General features: G+C 72.7%; 21 protein-coding genes. 5 read left to right on the forward strand and 16 right to left on the reverse strand.

The genetic code is table 11. The features are described 5' to 3' along the window. Nucleotides 1-162: 162 nt before the first annotated feature. From AC2W7J_RS06230 to AC2W7J_RS06270, 9 genes are all read right to left on the reverse strand, one after another. Nucleotides 163-1,359, reverse strand: a complete 1,197-nt coding sequence (locus tag AC2W7J_RS06230) for an acetyl-CoA C-acyltransferase (protein ID WP_255185328.1) — start codon at nt 1,357-1,359, stop codon at nt 163-165. A gap of 79 nt (nt 1,360-1,438) precedes the next feature. Next, a complete protein-coding gene (locus AC2W7J_RS06235; RefSeq protein ID WP_485981794.1) occupies nt 1,439-1,660 on the reverse strand; it encodes an acyl-CoA dehydrogenase family protein in 222 nt (73 codons plus the stop codon). After that, a complete protein-coding gene (locus AC2W7J_RS06240; RefSeq protein ID WP_485981795.1) occupies nt 1,558-2,541 on the reverse strand; it encodes an acyl-CoA dehydrogenase family protein in 984 nt (327 codons plus the stop codon). The genes AC2W7J_RS06235 and AC2W7J_RS06240 overlap by 103 nt, the downstream gene beginning before the upstream one ends. Then, complete coding sequence (locus AC2W7J_RS06245) at nt 2,538-3,707, reverse strand: acyl-CoA dehydrogenase family protein (RefSeq protein WP_485981796.1); 1,170 nt, start codon at nt 3,705-3,707, stop codon at nt 2,538-2,540. The genes AC2W7J_RS06240 and AC2W7J_RS06245 overlap by 4 nt, the downstream gene beginning before the upstream one ends. Continuing rightward, a complete protein-coding gene (locus tag AC2W7J_RS06250) occupies nt 3,700-4,917 on the reverse strand; it encodes an acyl-CoA dehydrogenase family protein (RefSeq protein ID WP_485981797.1) in 1,218 nt (405 codons plus the stop codon). The genes AC2W7J_RS06245 and AC2W7J_RS06250 overlap by 8 nt, the downstream gene beginning before the upstream one ends. A 16-nt stretch (nt 4,918-4,933) precedes the next feature. Next, a complete protein-coding gene (locus AC2W7J_RS06255; RefSeq protein ID WP_421007198.1) occupies nt 4,934-6,460 on the reverse strand; it encodes a class I adenylate-forming enzyme family protein in 1,527 nt (508 codons plus the stop codon). Next, the gene (locus AC2W7J_RS06260) at nt 6,457-6,696 is read right to left on the reverse strand and encodes a hypothetical protein (protein ID WP_485981798.1); all 240 of its coding nucleotides are present in this window, start codon (nt 6,694-6,696) and stop codon (nt 6,457-6,459) included. The genes AC2W7J_RS06255 and AC2W7J_RS06260 overlap by 4 nt, the downstream gene beginning before the upstream one ends. Beyond that, a complete protein-coding gene (locus tag AC2W7J_RS06265) occupies nt 6,693-7,274 on the reverse strand; it encodes an SDR family oxidoreductase (protein WP_485981799.1) in 582 nt (193 codons plus the stop codon). Before AC2W7J_RS06265 ends, AC2W7J_RS06260 begins: the two co-directional genes overlap by 4 nt. Then, nucleotides 7,274-8,035, reverse strand: a complete 762-nt coding sequence (locus AC2W7J_RS06270) for an SDR family oxidoreductase (RefSeq protein ID WP_485981800.1) — start codon at nt 8,033-8,035, stop codon at nt 7,274-7,276. The genes AC2W7J_RS06265 and AC2W7J_RS06270 overlap by 1 nt, the downstream gene beginning before the upstream one ends. Before the next feature lie 88 nt (nt 8,036-8,123). On the opposite strand from AC2W7J_RS06270, the gene AC2W7J_RS06275 reads away from it, so the two are divergent. Next, a complete protein-coding gene (locus AC2W7J_RS06275; protein WP_485981801.1) occupies nt 8,124-8,612 on the forward strand; it encodes a MaoC family dehydratase in 489 nt (162 codons plus the stop codon). Here the strand turns inward: AC2W7J_RS06275 and AC2W7J_RS06280 are convergent. The 3 genes from AC2W7J_RS06280 to AC2W7J_RS06290 are packed head-to-tail and all read right to left on the reverse strand — an operon-like array spanning nt 8,602 to nt 11,110. After that, the gene (locus tag AC2W7J_RS06280; protein WP_255185320.1) at nt 8,602-9,111 is read right to left on the reverse strand and encodes a thioesterase family protein; all 510 of its coding nucleotides are present in this window, start codon (nt 9,109-9,111) and stop codon (nt 8,602-8,604) included. The genes AC2W7J_RS06275 and AC2W7J_RS06280 overlap by 11 nt on opposite strands. Beyond that, nucleotides 9,108-10,061, reverse strand: a complete 954-nt coding sequence (locus AC2W7J_RS06285; RefSeq protein ID WP_255185319.1) for an NADPH:quinone oxidoreductase family protein — start codon at nt 10,059-10,061, stop codon at nt 9,108-9,110. The genes AC2W7J_RS06280 and AC2W7J_RS06285 overlap by 4 nt, the downstream gene beginning before the upstream one ends. Before the next feature lie 47 nt (nt 10,062-10,108). Then, entirely contained in the window at nt 10,109-11,110 is a 1,002-nt protein-coding gene (locus AC2W7J_RS06290) for an NADP-dependent oxidoreductase (protein ID WP_255185318.1), read from the reverse strand. Nucleotides 11,111-11,245: 135 nt separating this feature from the next. Between AC2W7J_RS06290 and AC2W7J_RS06295 the strand changes: the two genes are divergently transcribed. After that, the gene (locus tag AC2W7J_RS06295; protein ID WP_485981802.1) at nt 11,246-12,031 is read left to right on the forward strand and encodes an SDR family oxidoreductase; all 786 of its coding nucleotides are present in this window, start codon (nt 11,246-11,248) and stop codon (nt 12,029-12,031) included. Between the two features lie 19 nt (nt 12,032-12,050). Here AC2W7J_RS06295 and AC2W7J_RS06300 read toward each other — a convergent pair whose 3' ends face one another. The 4 genes from AC2W7J_RS06300 to AC2W7J_RS06315 all read right to left on the reverse strand — a co-directional run bounded on the left by AC2W7J_RS06300 (nt 12,051) and on the right by AC2W7J_RS06315 (nt 15,378). Next, entirely contained in the window at nt 12,051-12,731 is a 681-nt protein-coding gene (locus AC2W7J_RS06300) for a TetR/AcrR family transcriptional regulator (RefSeq protein ID WP_255185316.1), read from the reverse strand. 10 nt (nt 12,732-12,741) lie between these two features. Continuing rightward, nucleotides 12,742-13,452, reverse strand: a complete 711-nt coding sequence (locus tag AC2W7J_RS06305) for a phosphotransferase family protein (RefSeq protein WP_485981803.1) — start codon at nt 13,450-13,452, stop codon at nt 12,742-12,744. Nucleotides 13,453-13,755: 303 nt separating this feature from the next. Next, entirely contained in the window at nt 13,756-14,976 is a 1,221-nt protein-coding gene (locus AC2W7J_RS06310; protein ID WP_485981804.1) for an acyl-CoA dehydrogenase family protein, read from the reverse strand. Between the two features lie 39 nt (nt 14,977-15,015). Next, the gene (locus tag AC2W7J_RS06315) at nt 15,016-15,378 is read right to left on the reverse strand and encodes an HAD-IA family hydrolase (RefSeq protein WP_485981805.1); all 363 of its coding nucleotides are present in this window, start codon (nt 15,376-15,378) and stop codon (nt 15,016-15,018) included. A 438-nt stretch (nt 15,379-15,816) separates the two neighbouring features. Here AC2W7J_RS06315 and AC2W7J_RS06320 point away from each other — a divergent pair, with 438 nt between their 5' ends. The 3 genes from AC2W7J_RS06320 (at nt 15,817) to AC2W7J_RS06330 (ending at nt 17,611) form a co-directional block, all read left to right on the forward strand. Then, nucleotides 15,817-16,677 carry an MFS transporter gene (locus AC2W7J_RS06320; protein WP_485981806.1) on the forward strand — a complete coding sequence of 287 codons (861 nt, stop codon included), beginning with the start codon at nt 15,817-15,819 and terminating at the stop codon, nt 16,675-16,677. Between the two features lie 117 nt (nt 16,678-16,794). Further along, entirely contained in the window at nt 16,795-17,187 is a 393-nt protein-coding gene (locus AC2W7J_RS06325; protein WP_485981807.1) for a hypothetical protein, read from the forward strand. Nucleotides 17,188-17,401: 214 nt separating this feature from the next. After that, a complete protein-coding gene (locus AC2W7J_RS06330; protein ID WP_485981808.1) occupies nt 17,402-17,611 on the forward strand; it encodes a hypothetical protein in 210 nt (69 codons plus the stop codon). The last annotated feature ends 92 nt before the right edge of the window (nt 17,612-17,703 follow it).

Genomic DNA, 17,703 nt, shown 5'->3' on the forward strand with positions numbered 1-17,703 from the left:
CGCGACGCGCGGCGAGGCCGTCGGCCTCGGCCCGGGTCCACGGCCGACGACCGCCTCCAGCCCGGCCTCCCGGGCGCCCGCACGATGCGGACGGCGATCTCACCACGGTTGGCGACGAAGACGCCCACGGTCTCTCCCTTCGGCTCGGACACTCCCGTCGGCTCAGAAGATCTCGAAGAGCCCGGCCGCGCCCATGCCGCCACCGACGCACATCGTCACGACGCCGTAGCGGGCACCGCGCCGCTTGCCCTCGATGAGGACGTGGCCGGCCATGCGGGCGCCGGACATGCCGTAGGGGTGACCGATGGAGATCGCACCGCCGTTGACGTTGTACTTCTCCGGGTCGATCCCGAGGGTGTCGCGGCAGTAGAGCGCCTGGACCGCGAAGGCCTCGTTGAGCTCCCACAGGCCGATGTCGTCGACGGTCAGGCCGTGCTGCTTGAGCAGCTTCGGCACGGCGAAGACCGGGCCGATGCCCATCTCGTCCGGCTCGCAGCCGGCGACGGCCATCCCGCGGAAGGCGCCGAGCGGGGTCAGGCCACGGCGGGAGGCCTCCTCGGCCTCCATGACGACGGACGCCGAGGCGCCGTCGGAGAGCTGCGAGGCATTGCCGGCGGTGATCGAGAAGCCCTCGGTGCCGTCCTTGGCCAGGACCGGGTTGAGCTTGCTCAGGTCCGCGAGCTGCGTGCCGGGGCGGTTGCCCTCGTCCTTGGCGAGGGTCACCTGCTGGGAGCCGACCTCGCCGGTCGCCTTGTCCTTGGTGAGCATCGTCGACGGCAGCGGCACGATCTCGTCGTCGAGGGCTCCGGCCTCCTGCGCGGCGGCGGTGCGTCGCTGCGACTCGAGGGCGTACTCGTCCTGCGCCTCGCGGCTGATGCCGTAGCGCTGCGCGACGACCTCGGCGGTCTCGAGCATCGACATGTAGGTCGCGGGCACGTGCTCGACGAGCCACGGGTCCTGGGCGCGATAGGTGTTCATGTGCTCGTTCTGCACGAGCGAGATCGAGTCGACGCCACCACCGACGGCGATCTGCTGACCGTCGACGATGACCTGCTTGGCGGCGGTCGCGATGGCCATGAGACCGCTGGCGCACTGGCGGTCGACGGACATGCCGGCGACGGTGACGGGCAGGCCGGCCCGCAGCGCGGCCTGGCGGCCGATGTTCATCGCGGTCGAGCCCTGCTGGAGGGCGGCGCCGATGACGACGTCCTCGATCTGCTCGCCCTCGACGCCGGCGCGCTCGACGGCGTGCCGCACGGCGTGGCCGATGAGCTCCTGGGCCTGGGTGTCGTTGAAGGCGCCGCGGTAGGCGCGGCCGATCGGGGTGCGGGCGGTGGAGACGATGACGGCTTCGCGCATGGTCACTCCTGGTGTGGTCGAAGGGGGGATGGGGCCAGTCTGTCGTGGTGGCGGACGGGCAGGTCAGGCGACGGGGAGGTCAGGCGACGGGCAGGTCGACGAGCGTGGCCAGATCGGCACGGTGCCGGTCAGGGGTGCCCAGGGCCAGCTGGTCGGACTTCGCCCGCTTGAGGCGGGTGTGCACGGAGTGCTCCCACGTCATGCCGATGCCGCCGTGCAGCTGCAGCGCCTCCTCCGCGGCGCGGACCGCGGCGTCGGAGCAGAAGGCCTGCGCCGTGGCCGTGGCGATCTCTCCCTCCACGGTGTCCTGTGGTGCGGCGGAGGAGCCTCGAAGGGCGGCGCCGTCGGCGAGCACGCCGGCGGCCTGGCGGCCGCGGCCTGGGTGTTGACGAGCAGCAGGTAGAGGTCGGCGAGGCGGTGCTTGATCGCCTGGAAGGAGCCGATCGGGCGGGCGAACTGCACCCGTGTCTTCGCGTAGTCCACGGTCGTCTCGAGGCACCACTGGGCGAGCCCGAGCTGCTCGGAGGCGAGCAGGGCGGCACCCGCGGCCAGCGCGGCGTCGACGGCCGCCACGGCGGCCTCGCCCGAGGCGACCTCGGTGCCGGTGCCGGTGACCGTCACCCGGGCGAGCGGGCGGGTCATGTCGAGCGAGGTGATCGGCTCGAGGTCGACCTCGTCCCGCCCCAGGGCACGAAGGGAGGTCCCGCCCCCTTCGCCGGTGACCGGCACGAGGAAGAGGTCGGCGTCGAGGGCACCGGCGACCGGCGCCACCACCCCGTCGACCGGCGACCACGCGCCACGGCTCGCGGTCCACGGCAGGACAAGGGCGGCGGTGCGCTCACCGGACGCGAGTGCCGGCAGGTGCGCCTCGTCGCGGCGGCGAGCAGCTCGTCGGCGAGACCGCGCGTGGTGAGGAAGGGCACCGGCGCGACGGCGCGGCCGAGCTCCTCGAGGACGACGGCTGCCTCGGCGGGCACCGGCACCGGCGCCGCCGAGGGACTCGGGCACGAGCAGTCCGGCGAGGCCGAGCTGCTCGGCCAGGGCGCGCCAGATGCCGCTGACGTCGGTATCCGGCTCGTCGTAGAGCCGGGCCGCAAGGCCGTCGTCGAGGACGCGCTGGAGGGTCGAGCGCACGCTGCCGCGCAGCGACTCCTCGACATCGGAGTAGAGCAGGTCGGTCATCGCGGCACGTCCTTGAAGGCGACGCCCTTGTCGGGGCGGTGGTCGGGGGGCAGGCCGAGCACCCGCTCGGCGATGACATTGCGCATGATCTCGCTCGTCCCGCCCTCGATGGAGTTGCCCTTGGCGCGCAGGTAGCGGAAGCCGGGGCCGTGGCCGAGGAAGGAGCCACCCCGGGGGCGGACCATGGTCCAGTCGTGGTACTCGAGCCCCTCCTCGGGGGCGAGCTCGAGGGCGAAGCCGCTCACCTGCTGCGCCTGCTGGGCGAAGGCGAGCTTCATCGCCGAGCTCTCCGGGCCGGGCTGCCCGGCCTCGAGGCCCTGCCGCAGCCGCTCACCGGCGAGCCGGGTCACCTCGGTCTCGACCCACCACTGCATGAGCTCGGCGTGGTGGCCCGGAGTGCGCACCGACGGGTCGCTGCGCCAGCGCTCGGTGACCAGCCCGATCTGGCCGGCCTCGCGCTCGCTGCCGGCGCCGATGGCGACGCGCTCGTTGTTGAGCGTCGTCGTCGCGACCCGCCAGCCCTCGCCGACCTTGCCGACCCGCTCGCGGTCGTGGACGCGGACACCGGTGAGGAAGACCTCGTTGAACTCCGCCTCGCCGGTGATCTGGCGCAGCGGGCGCACCTCGACGCCGGGGTCGGTCATGTCGACGAGGAAGTAGGTCATCCCGGCGTGCTTGGGCACCGAGGTGTCCGTGCGGGCCAGGAGGATCGCGAAGTCGGCGTTGTGCGCACCGGAGGTCCACACCTTCTGCCCGTCGACGACCCACTCGTCACCGTCGGGCACCGCGCGCGTGGCGACCCCGGCGAGGTCGGAGCCGGCGCCCGGCTCGCTGAAGAGCTGGCACCAGATCTCGGTGCACGCGAAGAGCGGGCGCAGGTAGCGCTCCTGCATCTGCGGCGTGCCGAAGGCGAGGATCGTCGGGGCGGCCATGCCCAGGCCGATGCTGTTGCGGGCGACGTCGGGCCGGGGTGCGCCCGCCGCCTCGAGCAGGGCGTCGACCTCGAGCTGGCGGCCACGGGGCAGGCCGAGCCCGCCGCGCCCCTCGGGGAAGTGCACCCACGCCAGCCCGGCGTCGAACTGCGCACCGAGAAATTCTGGAGGAGATGTCGTCTTGGGGTCGTGGCTCGCGAGGAGCTCCTCGACCCGCTGCTGCAGATCAGGCACGGCTGGTCATCCTCCGGATCTCGTGACGGGCGAGGGCATTCTTGTGCACCTCGTCGGGGCCGTCGGCGAAGCGCAGCGTGCGCACCTGCGCATACCACTCGGCGACGGGGAAGTCCTGGCTCAGGCCGCCGGCACCGTGGACCTGGACCGCCTTGTCGACGATCCACTCGACGGTCGCCGGGGCGGCGATCTTGATCGCCTGGATCTCGGTGTGGGCGCCCTTGTTGCCCACGGTGTCCATGAGCCAGGCGGCCTTGAGGGTGAGCAGCCGCAGCTGCTCGATGCGCACCCGGGACTCGGCGATCCAGTCACGGATGACGCCCTGGTCGGACAGCGGCTTGCCGAAGGCGACCCGGCTCGCGGCCCGCTCGACCATGAGCTCGAGGGAGCGCTCGGCGATGCCGATGAGGCGCATGCAGTGGTGGATGCGGCCGGGGCCGAGGCGGGCCTGGGCGATGGCGAAGCCGGAGCCCTCCTCGCCGATGAGGTTGCTCACCGGCACGCGCACGTCGTGGAAGTCGATCTCGGCGTGGCCGCCGTGGTCGCGGTCGTCGTAGCCGAGGACCTTCATCCCCCGCCGCACCTCGACGCCCGGGGAGTCGCGCGGCACGAGGATCATCGACTGCTGCCGGTGGCGGTCGGCCGACGGGTCGGTCTTGCCCATGAGGATGAAGACCTTGGCGTTGGGGTTCATCGCGCCGGAGATGTACCACTTGCGGCCGGTGATGACGTATTCGTCGCCGTCGCGCACGATCGCGGTCTCGATGTTGGTCGCGTCGGAGCTGGCGACCCGCGGCTCGGTCATGGCGAAGGCCGAGCGGATCTCGCCGGCGAGCAGCGGGGTGAGCCACTGCTCCTGCTGCTCGGGGGTGCCGAACATGTGCAGCACCTCCATGTTGCCGGTGTCGGGCGCCGCGCAGTTCGTCGCTACGGGGGCGATGTGCAGGCTGCGGCCGAGCACCTCGCACAGCGGGGCGTACTGCAGGTTGGTCAGGCCGGCGCCGTCCTCGCCGGGGAGGAAGAGGTTCCACAGCCCCTGGCTGCGGGCGGCCTCCTTGGCCGGCTCGATGATCGGCGGCGGTGCCCACACGTCGGGGGCGGCGTCGAGCTGCTCCTGGTAGGTCGCCTCGATCGGGTAGACGTGCTCGTCCATGAAGGCGGTGAGCTGCTCGCGCAGCTCGAGGGTGCGGGCGTCCAGCGCGAAGTCCACGGGTCGCTCCCTTCGGTCAGGTGGTGGGGGTGGTGGCCCGGGCGGGCCGCTCACCGGAGGTGGCGATCGTCGGGCGGTCGAGGGCCCGCTTGAGGATCTTGCCGGTGGCGCCCTTGGGCAGCTCCTCGACGAGCTGGTAGATCCGCGGCACCTTGTAGGCCGCCAGCCGCTCCTCGAGCCAGGCCCGCAGCGCAGCCGGCTCGATGTGCGCACCGGGCTGCGGGGTGACGACGGCGGCGATCTCCTCGCCGAGCCGCTCGTCGGGCACGCCGACGACGGCGGCCTCGCGGATGTCGGGGTGGCCGTAGAGGACCTCCTCGATCTCGCGGGGGTAGACGTTGTACCCACCGCGGATCACGAGGTCCTTCTTGCGGTCGACGATCCACAGGTCGCCGTCCTCGTCCATCCGACCGATGTCGCCGGTGAGGAACCACTCCCCCTCGAAGACCGCAGCGGTCGCCTCGGGTCGCTGCCAGTAGCCGCTCATGACGTAGGGACCCGCGATGGCGACCTCACCGGTCTCGCCGGGCGGCAGCTGGTTGCGGTCGTCGTCGAAGATCGCGAGCGCACCGCCGGGCAGGGCCCGGCCGACGCTCATCTCCTTGCGCGGGAGGTCGGACCGGTTGAAGGTCGCCGCCCCCGCGGTCTCGCTGAGGCCGTAGCCGTCGAGGACGACCGCGCCGAAGCGGTCGCGGAAGGCCTTGGCCACCTCGAGCGGCAGCGCCGCGCCCCCCGAGCACGCCAGGCGAAGGGAGGTCAGGTCCTGCGGGGTCACGTCGGTGTCGGCGTGGAGCATGGCATTCCACATCGTCGGGACCCCGGCGACCGAGGTGAGCTGCTGGTCGGCGGCCATGCGCAGCAGGCCCGCCGGGTCGAAGGGCCGCTGCAGCGACAGGCAACCGCCGGCCGTGTAGACGGTGAACATCACCGACGACTGGCCGAAGACGTGGAAGAGCGGCAGGGCCGTGCCCATGCTCTCCCGAGGCCCGAGGTCGAGCGCCTCGGCGAGCGAGGCACCGCAGCCGAGGAGGTTGCCGTGGGTGAGGATCGCGCCCTTGGGGGCTCCCGTCGTGCCCGAGGTGTAGAGCAGCACGGCCGGGTCGTCGGTGCCGACCGACGCCGGCTCGGGCGTGCCCTCGGGCTGCGGCACGCACCCCGGCTCGAGGACCCAGGCGTCGAGCCCACCCTCCTGCGCGGTCGCGGTGAGCGCCTGTGCCCCCTCGTGCCAGCCGATGGCGAAGGAGCAGCCGGCGTCCTGGACGAAGTGGGTCAGCTCGCGCTGGGTGCACAGCGGGTTGACCGTCACGGCGGTCGCCCCGAGGGCGAGGAGGGCGTGGTAGGTCAGGACGAACTCGGCGCTCGTCGGGACGACGACGAGGACCCGGTCGCCGGGACGCACGCCCCGGCGGGTCAGCTCCTCCATCGCGCCGCGGATGCCCGTGCGCAGCTCGTCAAAGGTCCACGAGCGCTCGCCCTCGCGCAGGGCGGGGGCGTCGGGCGTCGTGTCGGCCCAGCGCCACATCAGCTCGGCGGTGCCGGTCATCGCGTGCTCTCCCTCAGGTGGTGCTGGTAGCGCTGCATGCCGCCGATCCACCGGTCGTGGTCGTCGACCTTGCGCCGGAGGAACTCGCGCACGTCCTCGTGCGGGGTGATGAGGAAGCGCCCCTCGGTGACGGCGGCCAGCACCTGGTCGGCGACGTCGCTCGGGGCGAGCACCTCACCGGCCCCGGTGACCGCGGCCGCGGCGACCCGACCCCCTTCGTCGTCGCCGGAGGTCATGCCGCTGCGCAGCAGGTCGTGTCGACACCCATGGGGCACAGGCAGCTGACGCCGATGCCGTCGTCGCCGTAGGTCACGGCGAGCCACTCGGCGAAGGCGACGGCGCCGTGCTTGGTGACGGAATAGGTCGCCGAGCCGATCTGCGTGAGCAGCCCTGCGGCAGAGGCGGTCGAGACGAAGTAGCCGGTGCCGCGCTCGACCCAGCCGGGCACGAGCTGACGGGCGGCGCGCACGTGCGCGAGGAGGTTGACGTCGAGCGCGGTCTGCCACTGGGCGTCGGTGGCCGAGAGGCCGAGGCCGTCGCCGATGCCGGCATTGGCGAAGAAGAGGTCGACCGGGCCGTGGGCCTCCTCGGCGGCCGCGATCATCGCGGCGATGACCTCGTCGCTCGACGCGTCACCGGCGACGGCGGTCGCGCCGAGGCGCTCGGCCGTCGCGCCCACGCGGGCCTCGTCGAGGTCGGAGACGACGACGTGGGCACCCGCGTCGACGAGGGCCTCGGCGATGGCGGCACCGATGCCACCGGCGGCGCCGGTGACGACCGCGACCTTGTCCTGGACCTGCATCGGGGCGCCCATCAGTCGCACGGCCCGCCGGCGACGTAGAGGACCTGACCGGTGGTGAAGCCGGCCCCCTCGCTCGCGAAGAAGGACGCCGCATGGGCGATGTCGGCCGGGGTGCCCGTGCGGGCGACCGGTGCGGCCGCGCTCGCCTGCGCCTTGAGGTCCTCGAAGGAGATCCCGATGCGCTCGGCCGTCTCGGCGGTCATCTCGGTCTCGATGAAGCCCGGGGCGATGGCATTGGCCGTCACGCCGAACCTGCCGAGCTCGATGGCCAGGGTCTTGGTGAAGCCCTGCATGCCGGCCTTGGCTGCCGAATAGTTGACCTGGCCACGGTTGCCCTGGGCGGAGGTCGAGGAGAGGTTGACGATGCGGCCGTGGCGCTGCGCGGTCATGTGCGCCTGGCAGGCGCGGGTCATGAGGAAGGCCCCACGCAGGTGCACCGCCATGACCGCGTCCCAGTCGGCGACCGACATCTTGAAGATGAGGTTGTCGCGGATGATGCCGGCGTTGTTGACCAGGACCGTCGGCGGACCGAGCTCGTCGGCGATGCGCTGCACCGCCGCGGTCACCTGCTCCTCGTCGGAGACATCGGCCCCGACGGCCAGGGCCCGACCCCCGGCGGCGGTGATCTCCTCGACGACGGGCACGCAGGCCGACTCGTCGAGGTCGAGGACGGCGACGGCCATCCCGTCGGCGGCCAGGCGGCGGGCGACGCCCGCACCGATGCCCCGGGCCGCGCCCGTGACGACGGCGACGCGCTGCTGGTCAGTGGTCATGTGAGAGCTCCTGTGGTCTCGACTGCCGGATGCCCGTGACGCTACTTGAAGCCGGGTTCAAGTTCAACTAGGTTCGAGGGACAAGACCGTGACCGAAGGAGCTCACCGTGACCCAGACCGCGCAGTACCGCCCCACGTCCGTGCAGGACCTCAAGGACCTCGTCGGCACCGAGCTCGCCCGACGCAGTGGCACGTCGTCGACCAGGCGAAGATCGACGCCTTCGCCGACCTCACCGGCGACCACCAGTGGATCCACGTCGACCCGCAGCGGGCGGCGGACTCCCCCTTCGGCTCGACGATTGCGCACGGGCTCTACAGCCTCTCTCGCACGCCGGCCTTCCTCGAGGAGCTCATGGCCTTCGACGGCTTCGCCCACAGCCTCAACTACGGCTACGACAAGGTCCGCTTCATCCACCCGCTGCCGGTGGGCTCGCGGATCCGCCTGCGCGCCGAGCTGGCCTCCGTCGAGGAGACCGGCCCGGGCGCGGTCAAGGTCGTCACGACCCTCACCGTCGAGGCCGACGGCATCGACAAGCCGATCCTCGTCGCCGAGTCGATCGGCCGCTTCAGCGCCTGATGCCGATGGCCCCGCACGTCGGGGCCGGCCACGGCAGCGCCGTGTGGGCCTCCACGAGCTCGTCGATCCGCTCGGCGATCGTGGGGGCCCACGCGCATGCCCGGCGGGTCGTCAGGTCGACGTGCGCCTCGAGGACCTCGAGCGAGTTGGCCACCCGCCCGGTGGTGCGGTCGACGACGAAGGAGATCGCGTGCATGACCTTGTCGCCACGGGCCACCCAGCGCAGGTGGACGCTCACCTCGTGGCCGACGTGCACCTCGCCGAGGAAGCGCAGGTGCTGCTCGACGCTGAAGACGCTCCACCCGGTCTCGGCCCGGTAGGCGTCGTCGACCCCGAGCGCCCGCAGTGCCGCCTCGGCGCCGCGCAGGTGCAGGTCGTAGTAGCGGGCGACGTTGACGTGGCCGTTGACGTCCTCCCACTCCGGCGGGGCCGTCTCGACGACCGCCGCCGGGAGGGCGAGGACCTCCTGGGCCGAAGGGGGTGCCGCCACCGTCGTCATGGGAGCAGCAGCACCTTGCCGGTGACCTGTCGCGTCTCGAGGGAGGCGATCGCCTCGGCGGCCTGCTCGAGCGGGTAGGTCGTGCCGAGCACCGGGTCGAGGGCGCCGCTGCGCAGGTGGGGGAGCATCGCCTCCCACTCGGTGCCGATGTGGCCGGGGCGGGACATCGCATAGGCGCCCCAGCCGACCCCGACGACGCTGATGTTGTTGAGCAGCAGCCGGTTGACCTTGACCTCCGGGATGCTGCCGGCGGTGAAGCCGATGACGAGCAGGCGGCCGTGCTCGCGCAGCGAGCGCAGCGAGTCGGTGAAGCGGTCGCCGCCGACCGGGTCGACGACGACGTCGACGCTCGCCTTGCCCACCGCGTCGAGGAAGCCGTCGGCGAGGACGACCTCGTCGGCACCCGCCGCCCGGGCGATCTCCCCCTTCGCCTCGGTGGAGACGACCCCGATGACCTTGCCGGCACCGAAGGCCTTGGCCATCTGGATCGCCGCGGTGCCGATGCCGCCGGCGGCGCCGTGCACGAGGACGGTCTCGCCCTCGGTGAGGTGGCCGCGCTCGAGCAGCGCGAAGTAGACCGTCGCGTAGTTGAAGGTGAAGGCGGCGCCGGACTCGAAGCCGACCTCGTCGGGCAGGTGGAAGGTCAGGTCGGGCTGGGCCTGGACGACCTCGGCGAAGCCACCGAGCATCGACAGCGCCGCGACGCGGTCACCGGGCGCGAAGCCGCTGCCCTCGGGTGCGGCCGTGACGACACCGGCCACCTCGGCCCCCGGGACGAAGGGGAGGTCGGGCTTCATCTGGTAGAGCCCGCGGGTCTGGAGCAGCTCGGGGAAGGCCACGCCGGCGGCCCTGACCTCGATCGTCACCAGACGCGGGTCGGCCGGGGCGGGGACGTCGACGACCTCGACGGCCTGCGGCCCCTCGAGGGAGGAGATGTGGATGGCGCGCATAAGAAATCCTTTCGGTGGTCGAGGTGCGAGGGACGAGCCTCGAGACCTCAGACCTTGAGCAGCAGCTTGCCGGTGTTGACCCCGTCGAAGAGGCCGAGGAGGGCATCGGGGAAGGCGGCGACGCCGCCCTCGAGGATCGTCTCGGTGGCGACAAGACGCCCGTCGCGGATGAGCTCGCTGATGCCGGCGATCGCCTCGGCGTAGCGGTCCTCGTAGTCCATGACGACAAAGCCCTGCATGCTCGCGCGGAAGACGAGCAGGGCCATGTAGCGCCGCGGCCCCTCGGCGAGGGTCTCGTCGTTGTAGGTCGAGATCGCGCCGCAGATGGCGATGCGCGCGCCGTGGGCGAGGTTGGCCAGGGCGGCGTCGAGCAGCTCGCCGCCGACGTTGTCGAAGTAGACGTCGACGCCGTCGGGCGCTGCCCGGCGCACCTGGCGCAGCAGGTCGCCGTCCCGACGGTCGATGACCTCGTCGAGGCCGAGCTCGCGCAGCCAGGCGACCTTGTCCGGGCCACCGGCGACGCCGATGACCCGGCACCCCTTGGCCTTGGCGAGCTGCGCGACGGTGGACCCGACGGCACCGGCCGCGGCGGAGACGAGGACGGTGTCACCGGGCTGGGCCCGGCCGACGTCCTCGAGCCCGAACCACGCGGTCATGCCCGGCATCCCGAGGGCACCGAGCCAGGTGCTCATCGGGGCGACGTCGAGGTCGAGGTGGGCGACCCCCGTGCCGTCCGAGATCGCGTACTCGCGCACCCCGAAGGTGCCGCTCACGACGTCACCGACGGCGAAGTCGTCGTGCTGGGAGGCGATGACGGTGCCGGCGCCGAAGGCCCGCATGACGGCACCGATCTTCACCGGCGGCAGGTAGGAGCGCACGTCGTTGAGCCAGCCGCGCATCGCGGGGTCGAGGGAGATCTGCTCGAGCTCGACCAGGAACTCCCCCGGTCCCGGCTCGGCGACCTCGGTCGTGGCGAGCTCCCAGGTGCTCGCATCGGGGCGGCCCTGCGGACGGGCGGCGAGGCGGATCTCCTGCGAGGTCCGGGACATGTGAGCTCCTGTGGTCGACGTGCCGGTGTGGCGCCAGCCTGTCACAACGTGAATCCGGCTTCAACTACTGTTGAACCCTGATTCAGGTCACGCTACGGTCGACGGGACAACCCCCCTTCGAGCGTCAGGACCAGCATGGACCTCACCGCACTCTTCTCCCTCGAGGGCCGCATCGCCCTCGTCACCGGCGGCAGCCGCGGCATCGGCCGGATGATCACCGAGGGCCTGCTCGCGCAGGGCGCCACGGTCTACATCACCGCCCGCAAGGAGGATGCCTGCCGGGCCACCGCCGCCGAGCTGTCGCAGCAGTACGGCGAAGGGCGCTGCGTCGCCCTGCCCTGCGACGTCTCGACGACCGCCGGGATCGGTGCGCTGCTCGAGGCCTTCGGCGAGCACGAGGACCACCTCGACGTCCTCGTCAACAACGCCGGCGCGGCGTGGGGGGCGGGCTTCGACGAGTTCCCCGAGAGCGGCTGGGACAAGGTCATGGACCTCAACGTCAAGGCGCCCTTCTTCCTCACCCAGGCCGCCAAGCCGCTGCTGCTCGCCGGCCGCGAGCGCAGCGGTCACCTGGCCAAGGTCATCAACATCGCCTCGATCGACGGGCTCTCCCTCAACCCGCTCGAGACCTACAGCTACCACGCGAGCAAGGCGGGCGTCGTGCACCTGACGAAGCGGATGGCCGTGCGGCTCGCCCCGGAGGGCATCGTCGTCAGCGCCATCGCGCCGGGCGCCTTCGCCTCGTCGATGAACAAGGAGGCCCGCGACCAGGAGGCCGAGACCGCCGCGCAGATCCCCTCCGGCCGGATCGGCCGCGACGAGGACATGGCCGCCGCTGCGGTCTACCTCGCCTCGGACGCCGGCGACTACGTCGTCGGCAGCACGCTGACCGTCGACGGCGGGGTCAACATCGCCCGATGAGGCCGCTCGGTCCTGCGCGTCAGTCGGCGCGCAGGACCGGCTCGGTCAGGCCGAGGGCATTGGTCCACAGGCGGGTCGCGGTCGCGACGACGTCCTCGACCGTCTCCGGCCCGCCGATGACGAAGATGTCGTAGGCGAGGCGGGCGACCATGCCCGACAGGGCCATCGCCGCGAGCTCGGGGTCGACGTCACGGTCGGCCAGACCGCGCTCCTGCAGGTCGCGAATCGCCCGCGAGTTGCGGGCGACGAAGGCCTCGCTGCGCGCGCGGCGCATGTCGCGGAAGCGCGGGTCGACCGCCGCGACCTGCTGGAGCAGGGCGTTGAGCTTCGCATTGCGGCGGAAGGCCTCGAAGTAGGCGCGATTGCTCGCGGCGATGATCGCGATCGGGTCGTCGGTCGCCTCGATCCGGCTGGTGCCGGGGTGAAGCATGTCGCTCTGCGCCTCGTGGAGGACGGCGGCCAGGACCTCGTCCTTGCTGTCGAACCACGTGTAGAAGCTGCCGATCGAGCACTTCGCCTCCGCCGCGATGTCGACGAGGCGCGAGTCGACGTAGCCGTCACGCTCGAAGACGGTGCGCGCGGCGGCGATCAGGGCGTCCCGGGTGCGCTTGCCCCGGGGGGTCTGGGGCAGCGTCCCGAGCTTGGCGGCGTCGACGAGGTCAGGGACCTCGGGGACGGCGGAGTCGGTGTCGCTGGGCATGGCGGACACCCTAGTCCGCGTCGAGGACGGCGTGCGCACACGCGACGAGCTCGTCGACCGCCTCGGCGGGGATGCGGCCCATCGCGGTGAGGTTGCGCGGGTCGTCGAGCTGTCGGCGACGCACCCCCTCGAGGATGATCGCGAGCTTCCACAGCCCCAGGCCGTGCCAGAAGGGCACGTGGGTGACGTCGCGCCCGGTGGCCGCGACGTAGCGCTCGACGAGCTCCTCCCGCGTGGCGAAGCCCTCGACCATCGAGGCGTCGAAGCGCATCGTCGGCGGGTCGCCCGGCTGCGGCCAGTAGGCGAGGACCGTGCCGAGGTCGGCAAGCGGGTCGCCGAGGGTGCACAGCTCCCAGTCGAGGATCGCCCGCACCGACGCGTCGTCGGGGTCGACGATGACATTGCGCAGGTGGCTGTCGCCGTGGACGAGCACGACCTCCCCCGGCTCCGGCTCGAGCGCCCGCAGGCGCTCGGTGAGCTGCTCCAGCGCCGGCAGCTCCCGGGTGCGGGAGAGCTCCCACTGCCCGGACCAGCGCTTGAGCTGGCGGGCGGCATAGGGCTTGTGGCTCGCCAGGTCGTCGAGCCCGACCGCGGTCAGGTCGACGCCGTGGATCCGGCCGAGGGTGTCGACGAGCGCGAGCCCGATCGCATGCCGGGCCGCCGGCGCGAGCGCCTCGGCGTCGGGCCGCTCGTCGACGACCGTGCCCTCGACGTGGGACACGGCGAGGACCGGGCACGTCGGTGACGCTCGGGTCCTCGCACAGCCCGAGCACCCGCGGCAGCGGGACGTCCGTGCCCTGCAGCGCCGAGAGGATCCGGTGCTCGCGGGCCACGTCGTGGGCCGAGGCGAGCAGCTCACCGAGGGGCGGCCGACGCAGGACCAGCCGCTCCCCCTTCGCATCGGTGACGAGATAGGTGAGGTTGGACTGGCCCAGGCCGACGCGCTCGTAGGTCAGGGGCGCCTGCAGGCCGACCCCGAGACCGACGAGCCAGCCGGTCAGCGCGTCCTCGCGCAGCCCCTCGGTCACTTCTTGCCCCACTCCGGGCTGCGGCGGCGGTACTCGCGGCGGGCGATGGTCATCTTGTGCACCTCGTCGGGCCCGTCGGCCAGGCGGAGGGTGCGCATGTGGGCGTACCACTGGGCGAGCGGGAAGTCGTCGCTCACGCCACCGCCGCCGTGGACCTGGATCGCCCGGTCGAGGACCTTCAGCGCCACCTGCGGCGCGGCCACCTTGATGGCGGCGATCTCCGTGCGGGCGACCTTGTTGCCCACCGTGTCCATCATGTGCGCGGCCTTGAGCGTCAGCAGGCGGGCCATCTCGATCTCGATCCGCGCCTCGGCGACCCAGTCCATGATGTTGGCCCGGTTGGCGATCGGCTCACCGAAGGTCACCCGCGACTGGGCGCGGTCGATCATCAGGTCGAGGGCGCGCTCGGCGACGCCGATGGCGCGCATGCAGTGGTGGATGCGGCCGGGGCCCAGGCGGGCCTGGCTGATCATGAAGCCGTCGCCCTCGCCCGCGAGCAGCGCCTCGCGCGGCACGCGCACGTGGTCGAACTCGACCTCGGCGTGACCCTCGCGGTCCCAGTAGCCGAAGACCGGCAGGCCTCGCAGGATCTTCACGCCCGGGGCGTCGATCGGGACGACCATCATCGACTGCTGACGGTGGGTCGGGGCGTCGGGGTCGGTCTTGCCCATGACGATGAGGACCTTGCAGTTCTTGTGCAGGGCGTTGGAGGTCCACCACTTGCGGCCGGTGATGACGTACTCGTCGCCGTCGCGGACCATCCGGGTCTCGACATTGGTCGCGTCGGAGCTGGCGACGGCCGGCTCGGTCATCGCGAAGGCCGAGGCCATCTCGCCCGCGAGCAGCGGCTTGAGGTAGCGCTCCTTGTGCTCGTCGGTGCCGAAGAGCGTGAGCACCTCCATGTTGCCGGTGTCGGGGGCATTGCAGTTGATCGCCTCGGGGGCGATCTCGATGCTGCGCCCGGTGATCTCGGCGAGGTGGGCGTACTCGAGGTTCGTCAGCCCCGGCCCCCACTCGGGGTGCGGGTGGAAGAGGTTCCACAGGCCCCGGCTGCGCGCCTCGGCCTTGAGGTCCTCGAGGACCTGCGGGTGGTGGTTGGCGTCGCCGGAGGCGCGCATCTGCTCGCGGTAGACGCTCTCGGCGGGGTAGACGTGCTCGTCCATGAAGGCGAGCAGGCGGTCGCGATAGTCCTGGCCGCGGTCACTGAGGTCGAACATCGTGGGGTCCTTTGGTGAGTGGTTCAGGGGCGAAGGGGGTCACGCTGCGGTCGGCGTCGGCAGGCCGAGGGCGGCCCGCACGCGCGGGATGGTCTCGTCGGCGGTGCGGTGATGGATGCCGCGGATGTCGAGGCGGGCGGCCCCGACGAGGTTGTGCTCGAGGTCGTCGACGAGCACGCACTGCCCGGGGTCGACCCCGAGCCGCTCGCAGGCGATGCGGTAGATCTGCCGGGAGGGCTTGCGCACCCCGACCCGACCGGAGATGACGGTGACGTCGAAGAACTCGTCGAGGTCGACCCGGGCGTAGCAGTCGCGGCCCAACGAGTTGGAGACGAGCGCGACGGGCACGCCGGCGGCGCGGACCTCGCGCACGAGGTCGACCATCGGCTCGTCGAGGTCCATGTGCTCGGCGAGGCGGGCGAGCAGGCCGCGCGGCTCGGGGTGGCCGCCGGCCTCGGTGAGGGCGGCGGGCGAAGGCGTCCTCGAACCCCTCGTCGTCGAGGCGGCCGACCTCGTGCTCGCCCAGCGCGGTGCGGGCCCCCTCGTGGGTGGCGAGGAGGCGCAGGCCGGCGTCGGGGTCGAGCCCGATGTCGGTGGAGAGCGCGCCGAAGGCGGCGCGGAGGGGGACGGTGAGCACTCCCCCGAAGTCGATGAGCAGCGCTGCGGCACAAGCGGTCTCGCCCGCTGCGGCATCCGACGTCGTCGTCATGGTGCGCATCCTCTGGTCGGTCGGCTCTGGTCGTCCGTGATCCTCACAGGTATACTTGAACTCGGATTCAGATACAAGCCGACGAAGGGGTCGACATCGCCACCGCACCCGCCACCGAGCACCGGGGCGCCGTGGCGAGCGCGATCGCCGTCCTCTTCGGGGTCACCGGCATGGGCAGCGCGGCCGTCGCCGTCGCCCTGCCCACCCTCGCCGACGACCTCGAGCTCACCGCGGGCCGGGCAGCCCTCGTCGTCAGCTGCTACTCCCTCGCCCTGGCCGTCGGCAGCGCGATCTGCGGTCGGCTCGGCGACCTCCTCGGCATCCGACTACCCCTGCTCGTCGGGCTCGGCGTCATGGTCGCCGCGGCCTGCGCCGGCGCGCTCGTCGACAGCCTGCCGGCGCTCATCGCGACCCGCACCCTCCAGGGGCTGGGCGCCTCGGCGATCCCCGCTCTCACCCTCGCGGCGGTGCAGGCACTCTTCGCCGGCGACGCGCGGGCCCGGGCACTGGCCACCTATGCCGGGGTGGGCGGCACGGTCAACGCGCTCGGGCCGGTCATCGGCTCGGCGCTCGTCGACCCCCTTCGGCTGGAGGCCGGTCGTCGCGATCCCGCTCGTGACGCTCGCGCTCGTGCCCGTTGCCTGGCGCTGGCTGCCCACCGAGCGGCAGCCGGGCGCCACCCTCGACCCCGCCGGCGTGCTGCTCGTCGCGCTCGCCGCCACCGGCGCGGTCCTCACCCTCCAGGCCGCCACCCTCGGCCCGGCCGTCTCCTTCGGCGGCGCGGTGCTGCTCCTCGTCGCCGCCCCGGTCGTCGTGCTCCGCTCGCGGGGCACCCCCTTCGGCATCGTCCCGCTGGCGCTCGTGCGCAGCGCCGCCGCCCGCCGCTCCCTACTCACCGCGGGCAGCCTGTCGTCGGCGTGGTTCGGCATGCTCGTCGCCGTCCCCGACGAGCCTCGCCGCACGCGGCTGGACCGGCGTGCAAGTCGGGCTGATGCTCCTGCCGGCGGCCGCGCGTCGGGTCGTCGCGCCGCGTCATCACCGGGCCGGCGCTGCTGCGGCTCGGGACCGCCCGCGCCCAGCTCGTCGCGACGACCGGCGTCACCGCCGCCGTGCTCGTCGCCGCCGTCGGCAGTGGTGTCGTCGTCGGCCAGCACTCCTACGGCGACGACCTGACCACGTGGCGCGAGCCGCGGCCGCTCGTGGCCGTCGCTGCCGCCGAGGGGCCGCTCGGGTCGCGCGCGCTCGTCGTCGAGCCGACCGACGAGGGCGTGGTCTACCGCCTCGTCGGCGACGAGCCCGGCGCCCTCGTGACGCGACCTGCCCGTGGTCGACGAACCGGTCCCCGGGGAGGAGGAGGTCGCCGCTGCGGTGGCCCAGCTCCTGGGCGCGGGGAGGCACGCCGTGCCGCGAGCGACGCCTCGCCGAGCACGCCGTCTCGCACCTCGTCGTCGTGGACCCGACGCAGGCCCAGCGCCGCCTCGTCGACGCCTCGCCCGGCCTGAGCCGGCTCGGCTCGAGTGCCGGCACGACGACCTGGGCGGTGCGCTCCGAGGTCACCCACGAGTCGGTGCCCTCGCGGGTGCGCGTGACGACCGCGCGCACGAGCGACGCCGTGGCCGTCGAGGGTCCGCACGGCGACACCGGTGCGACGTCGCGATCCCGAAGGCCGACACCCTCACCGTCGCCGAGTCGCTCGACTGGAGCGACCGGGTCCAGGTGCGCGCCGATGGTCGACTGCTGCGGGCGCAGACCCACAGCGCCGTCCCGACCTACGAGCTGCCCGAGGGCACCGACGAGGTGAGCGTCGCGGTCGGGGCCGGACACCCGTGGTGGAAGGCCGCCCAGGGCCTGGCCCTGCTCCTGGCCCTCTACCTCGCCCTGCCGACCGAGCGCCGTCCCGACCCCGAGGAGGAGGACGAGCGATGAGCGAGTCCCGACCGTGGGCCGCCCCCGTGGCCCGAGGAGTCGTCGTGGCGGCTGCCGCCGCCGGCCTCGTCGTCGGCGCCGACCGACTCGGC

Source organism: Janibacter sp. CFPM2_SD2 (assembly GCF_057364645.1).

What these genes read in the sequence shown, in the direction of transcription:
- AC2W7J_RS06230 (WP_255185328.1), bottom strand. Translation starts at nt 1,359, where the DNA reads ATGCGCGAAGCCGTCATCGTCTCCACCGCCCGCACCCCGATCGGCCGC.
- AC2W7J_RS06240 (WP_485981795.1), bottom strand. Translation starts at nt 2,541, where the DNA reads ATGACCGACCTGCTCTACTCCGATGTCGAGGAGTCGCTGCGCGGCAGC.
- AC2W7J_RS06255 (WP_421007198.1), bottom strand. Translation starts at nt 6,460, where the DNA reads ATGACCGGCACCGCCGAGCTGATGTGGCGCTGGGCCGACACGACGCCC.
- AC2W7J_RS06260 (WP_485981798.1), bottom strand. Translation starts at nt 6,696, where the DNA reads ATGACCTCCGGCGACGACGAAGGGGGTCGGGTCGCCGCGGCCGCGGTC.
- AC2W7J_RS06265 (WP_485981799.1), bottom strand. Translation starts at nt 7,274, where the DNA reads ATGGGCGCCCCGATGCAGGTCCAGGACAAGGTCGCGGTCGTCACCGGC.
- AC2W7J_RS06270 (WP_485981800.1), bottom strand. Translation starts at nt 8,035, where the DNA reads ATGACCACTGACCAGCAGCGCGTCGCCGTCGTCACGGGCGCGGCCCGG.
- AC2W7J_RS06280 (WP_255185320.1), bottom strand. Translation starts at nt 9,111, where the DNA reads ATGACGACGGTGGCGGCACCCCCTTCGGCCCAGGAGGTCCTCGCCCTC.
- AC2W7J_RS06285 (WP_255185319.1), bottom strand. Translation starts at nt 10,061, where the DNA reads ATGCGCGCCATCCACATCTCCTCCCTCGAGGGGCCGCAGGCCGTCGAG.
- AC2W7J_RS06290 (WP_255185318.1), bottom strand. Translation starts at nt 11,110, where the DNA reads ATGTCCCGGACCTCGCAGGAGATCCGCCTCGCCGCCCGTCCGCAGGGC.
- AC2W7J_RS06295 (WP_485981802.1), top strand. Translation starts at nt 11,246, where the DNA reads ATGGACCTCACCGCACTCTTCTCCCTCGAGGGCCGCATCGCCCTCGTC.
- AC2W7J_RS06300 (WP_255185316.1), bottom strand. Translation starts at nt 12,731, where the DNA reads ATGCCCAGCGACACCGACTCCGCCGTCCCCGAGGTCCCTGACCTCGTC.
- AC2W7J_RS06310 (WP_485981804.1), bottom strand. Translation starts at nt 14,976, where the DNA reads ATGTTCGACCTCAGTGACCGCGGCCAGGACTATCGCGACCGCCTGCTC.
- AC2W7J_RS06315 (WP_485981805.1), bottom strand. Translation starts at nt 15,378, where the DNA reads ATGGACCTCGACGAGCCGATGGTCGACCTCGTGCGCGAGGTCCGCGCC.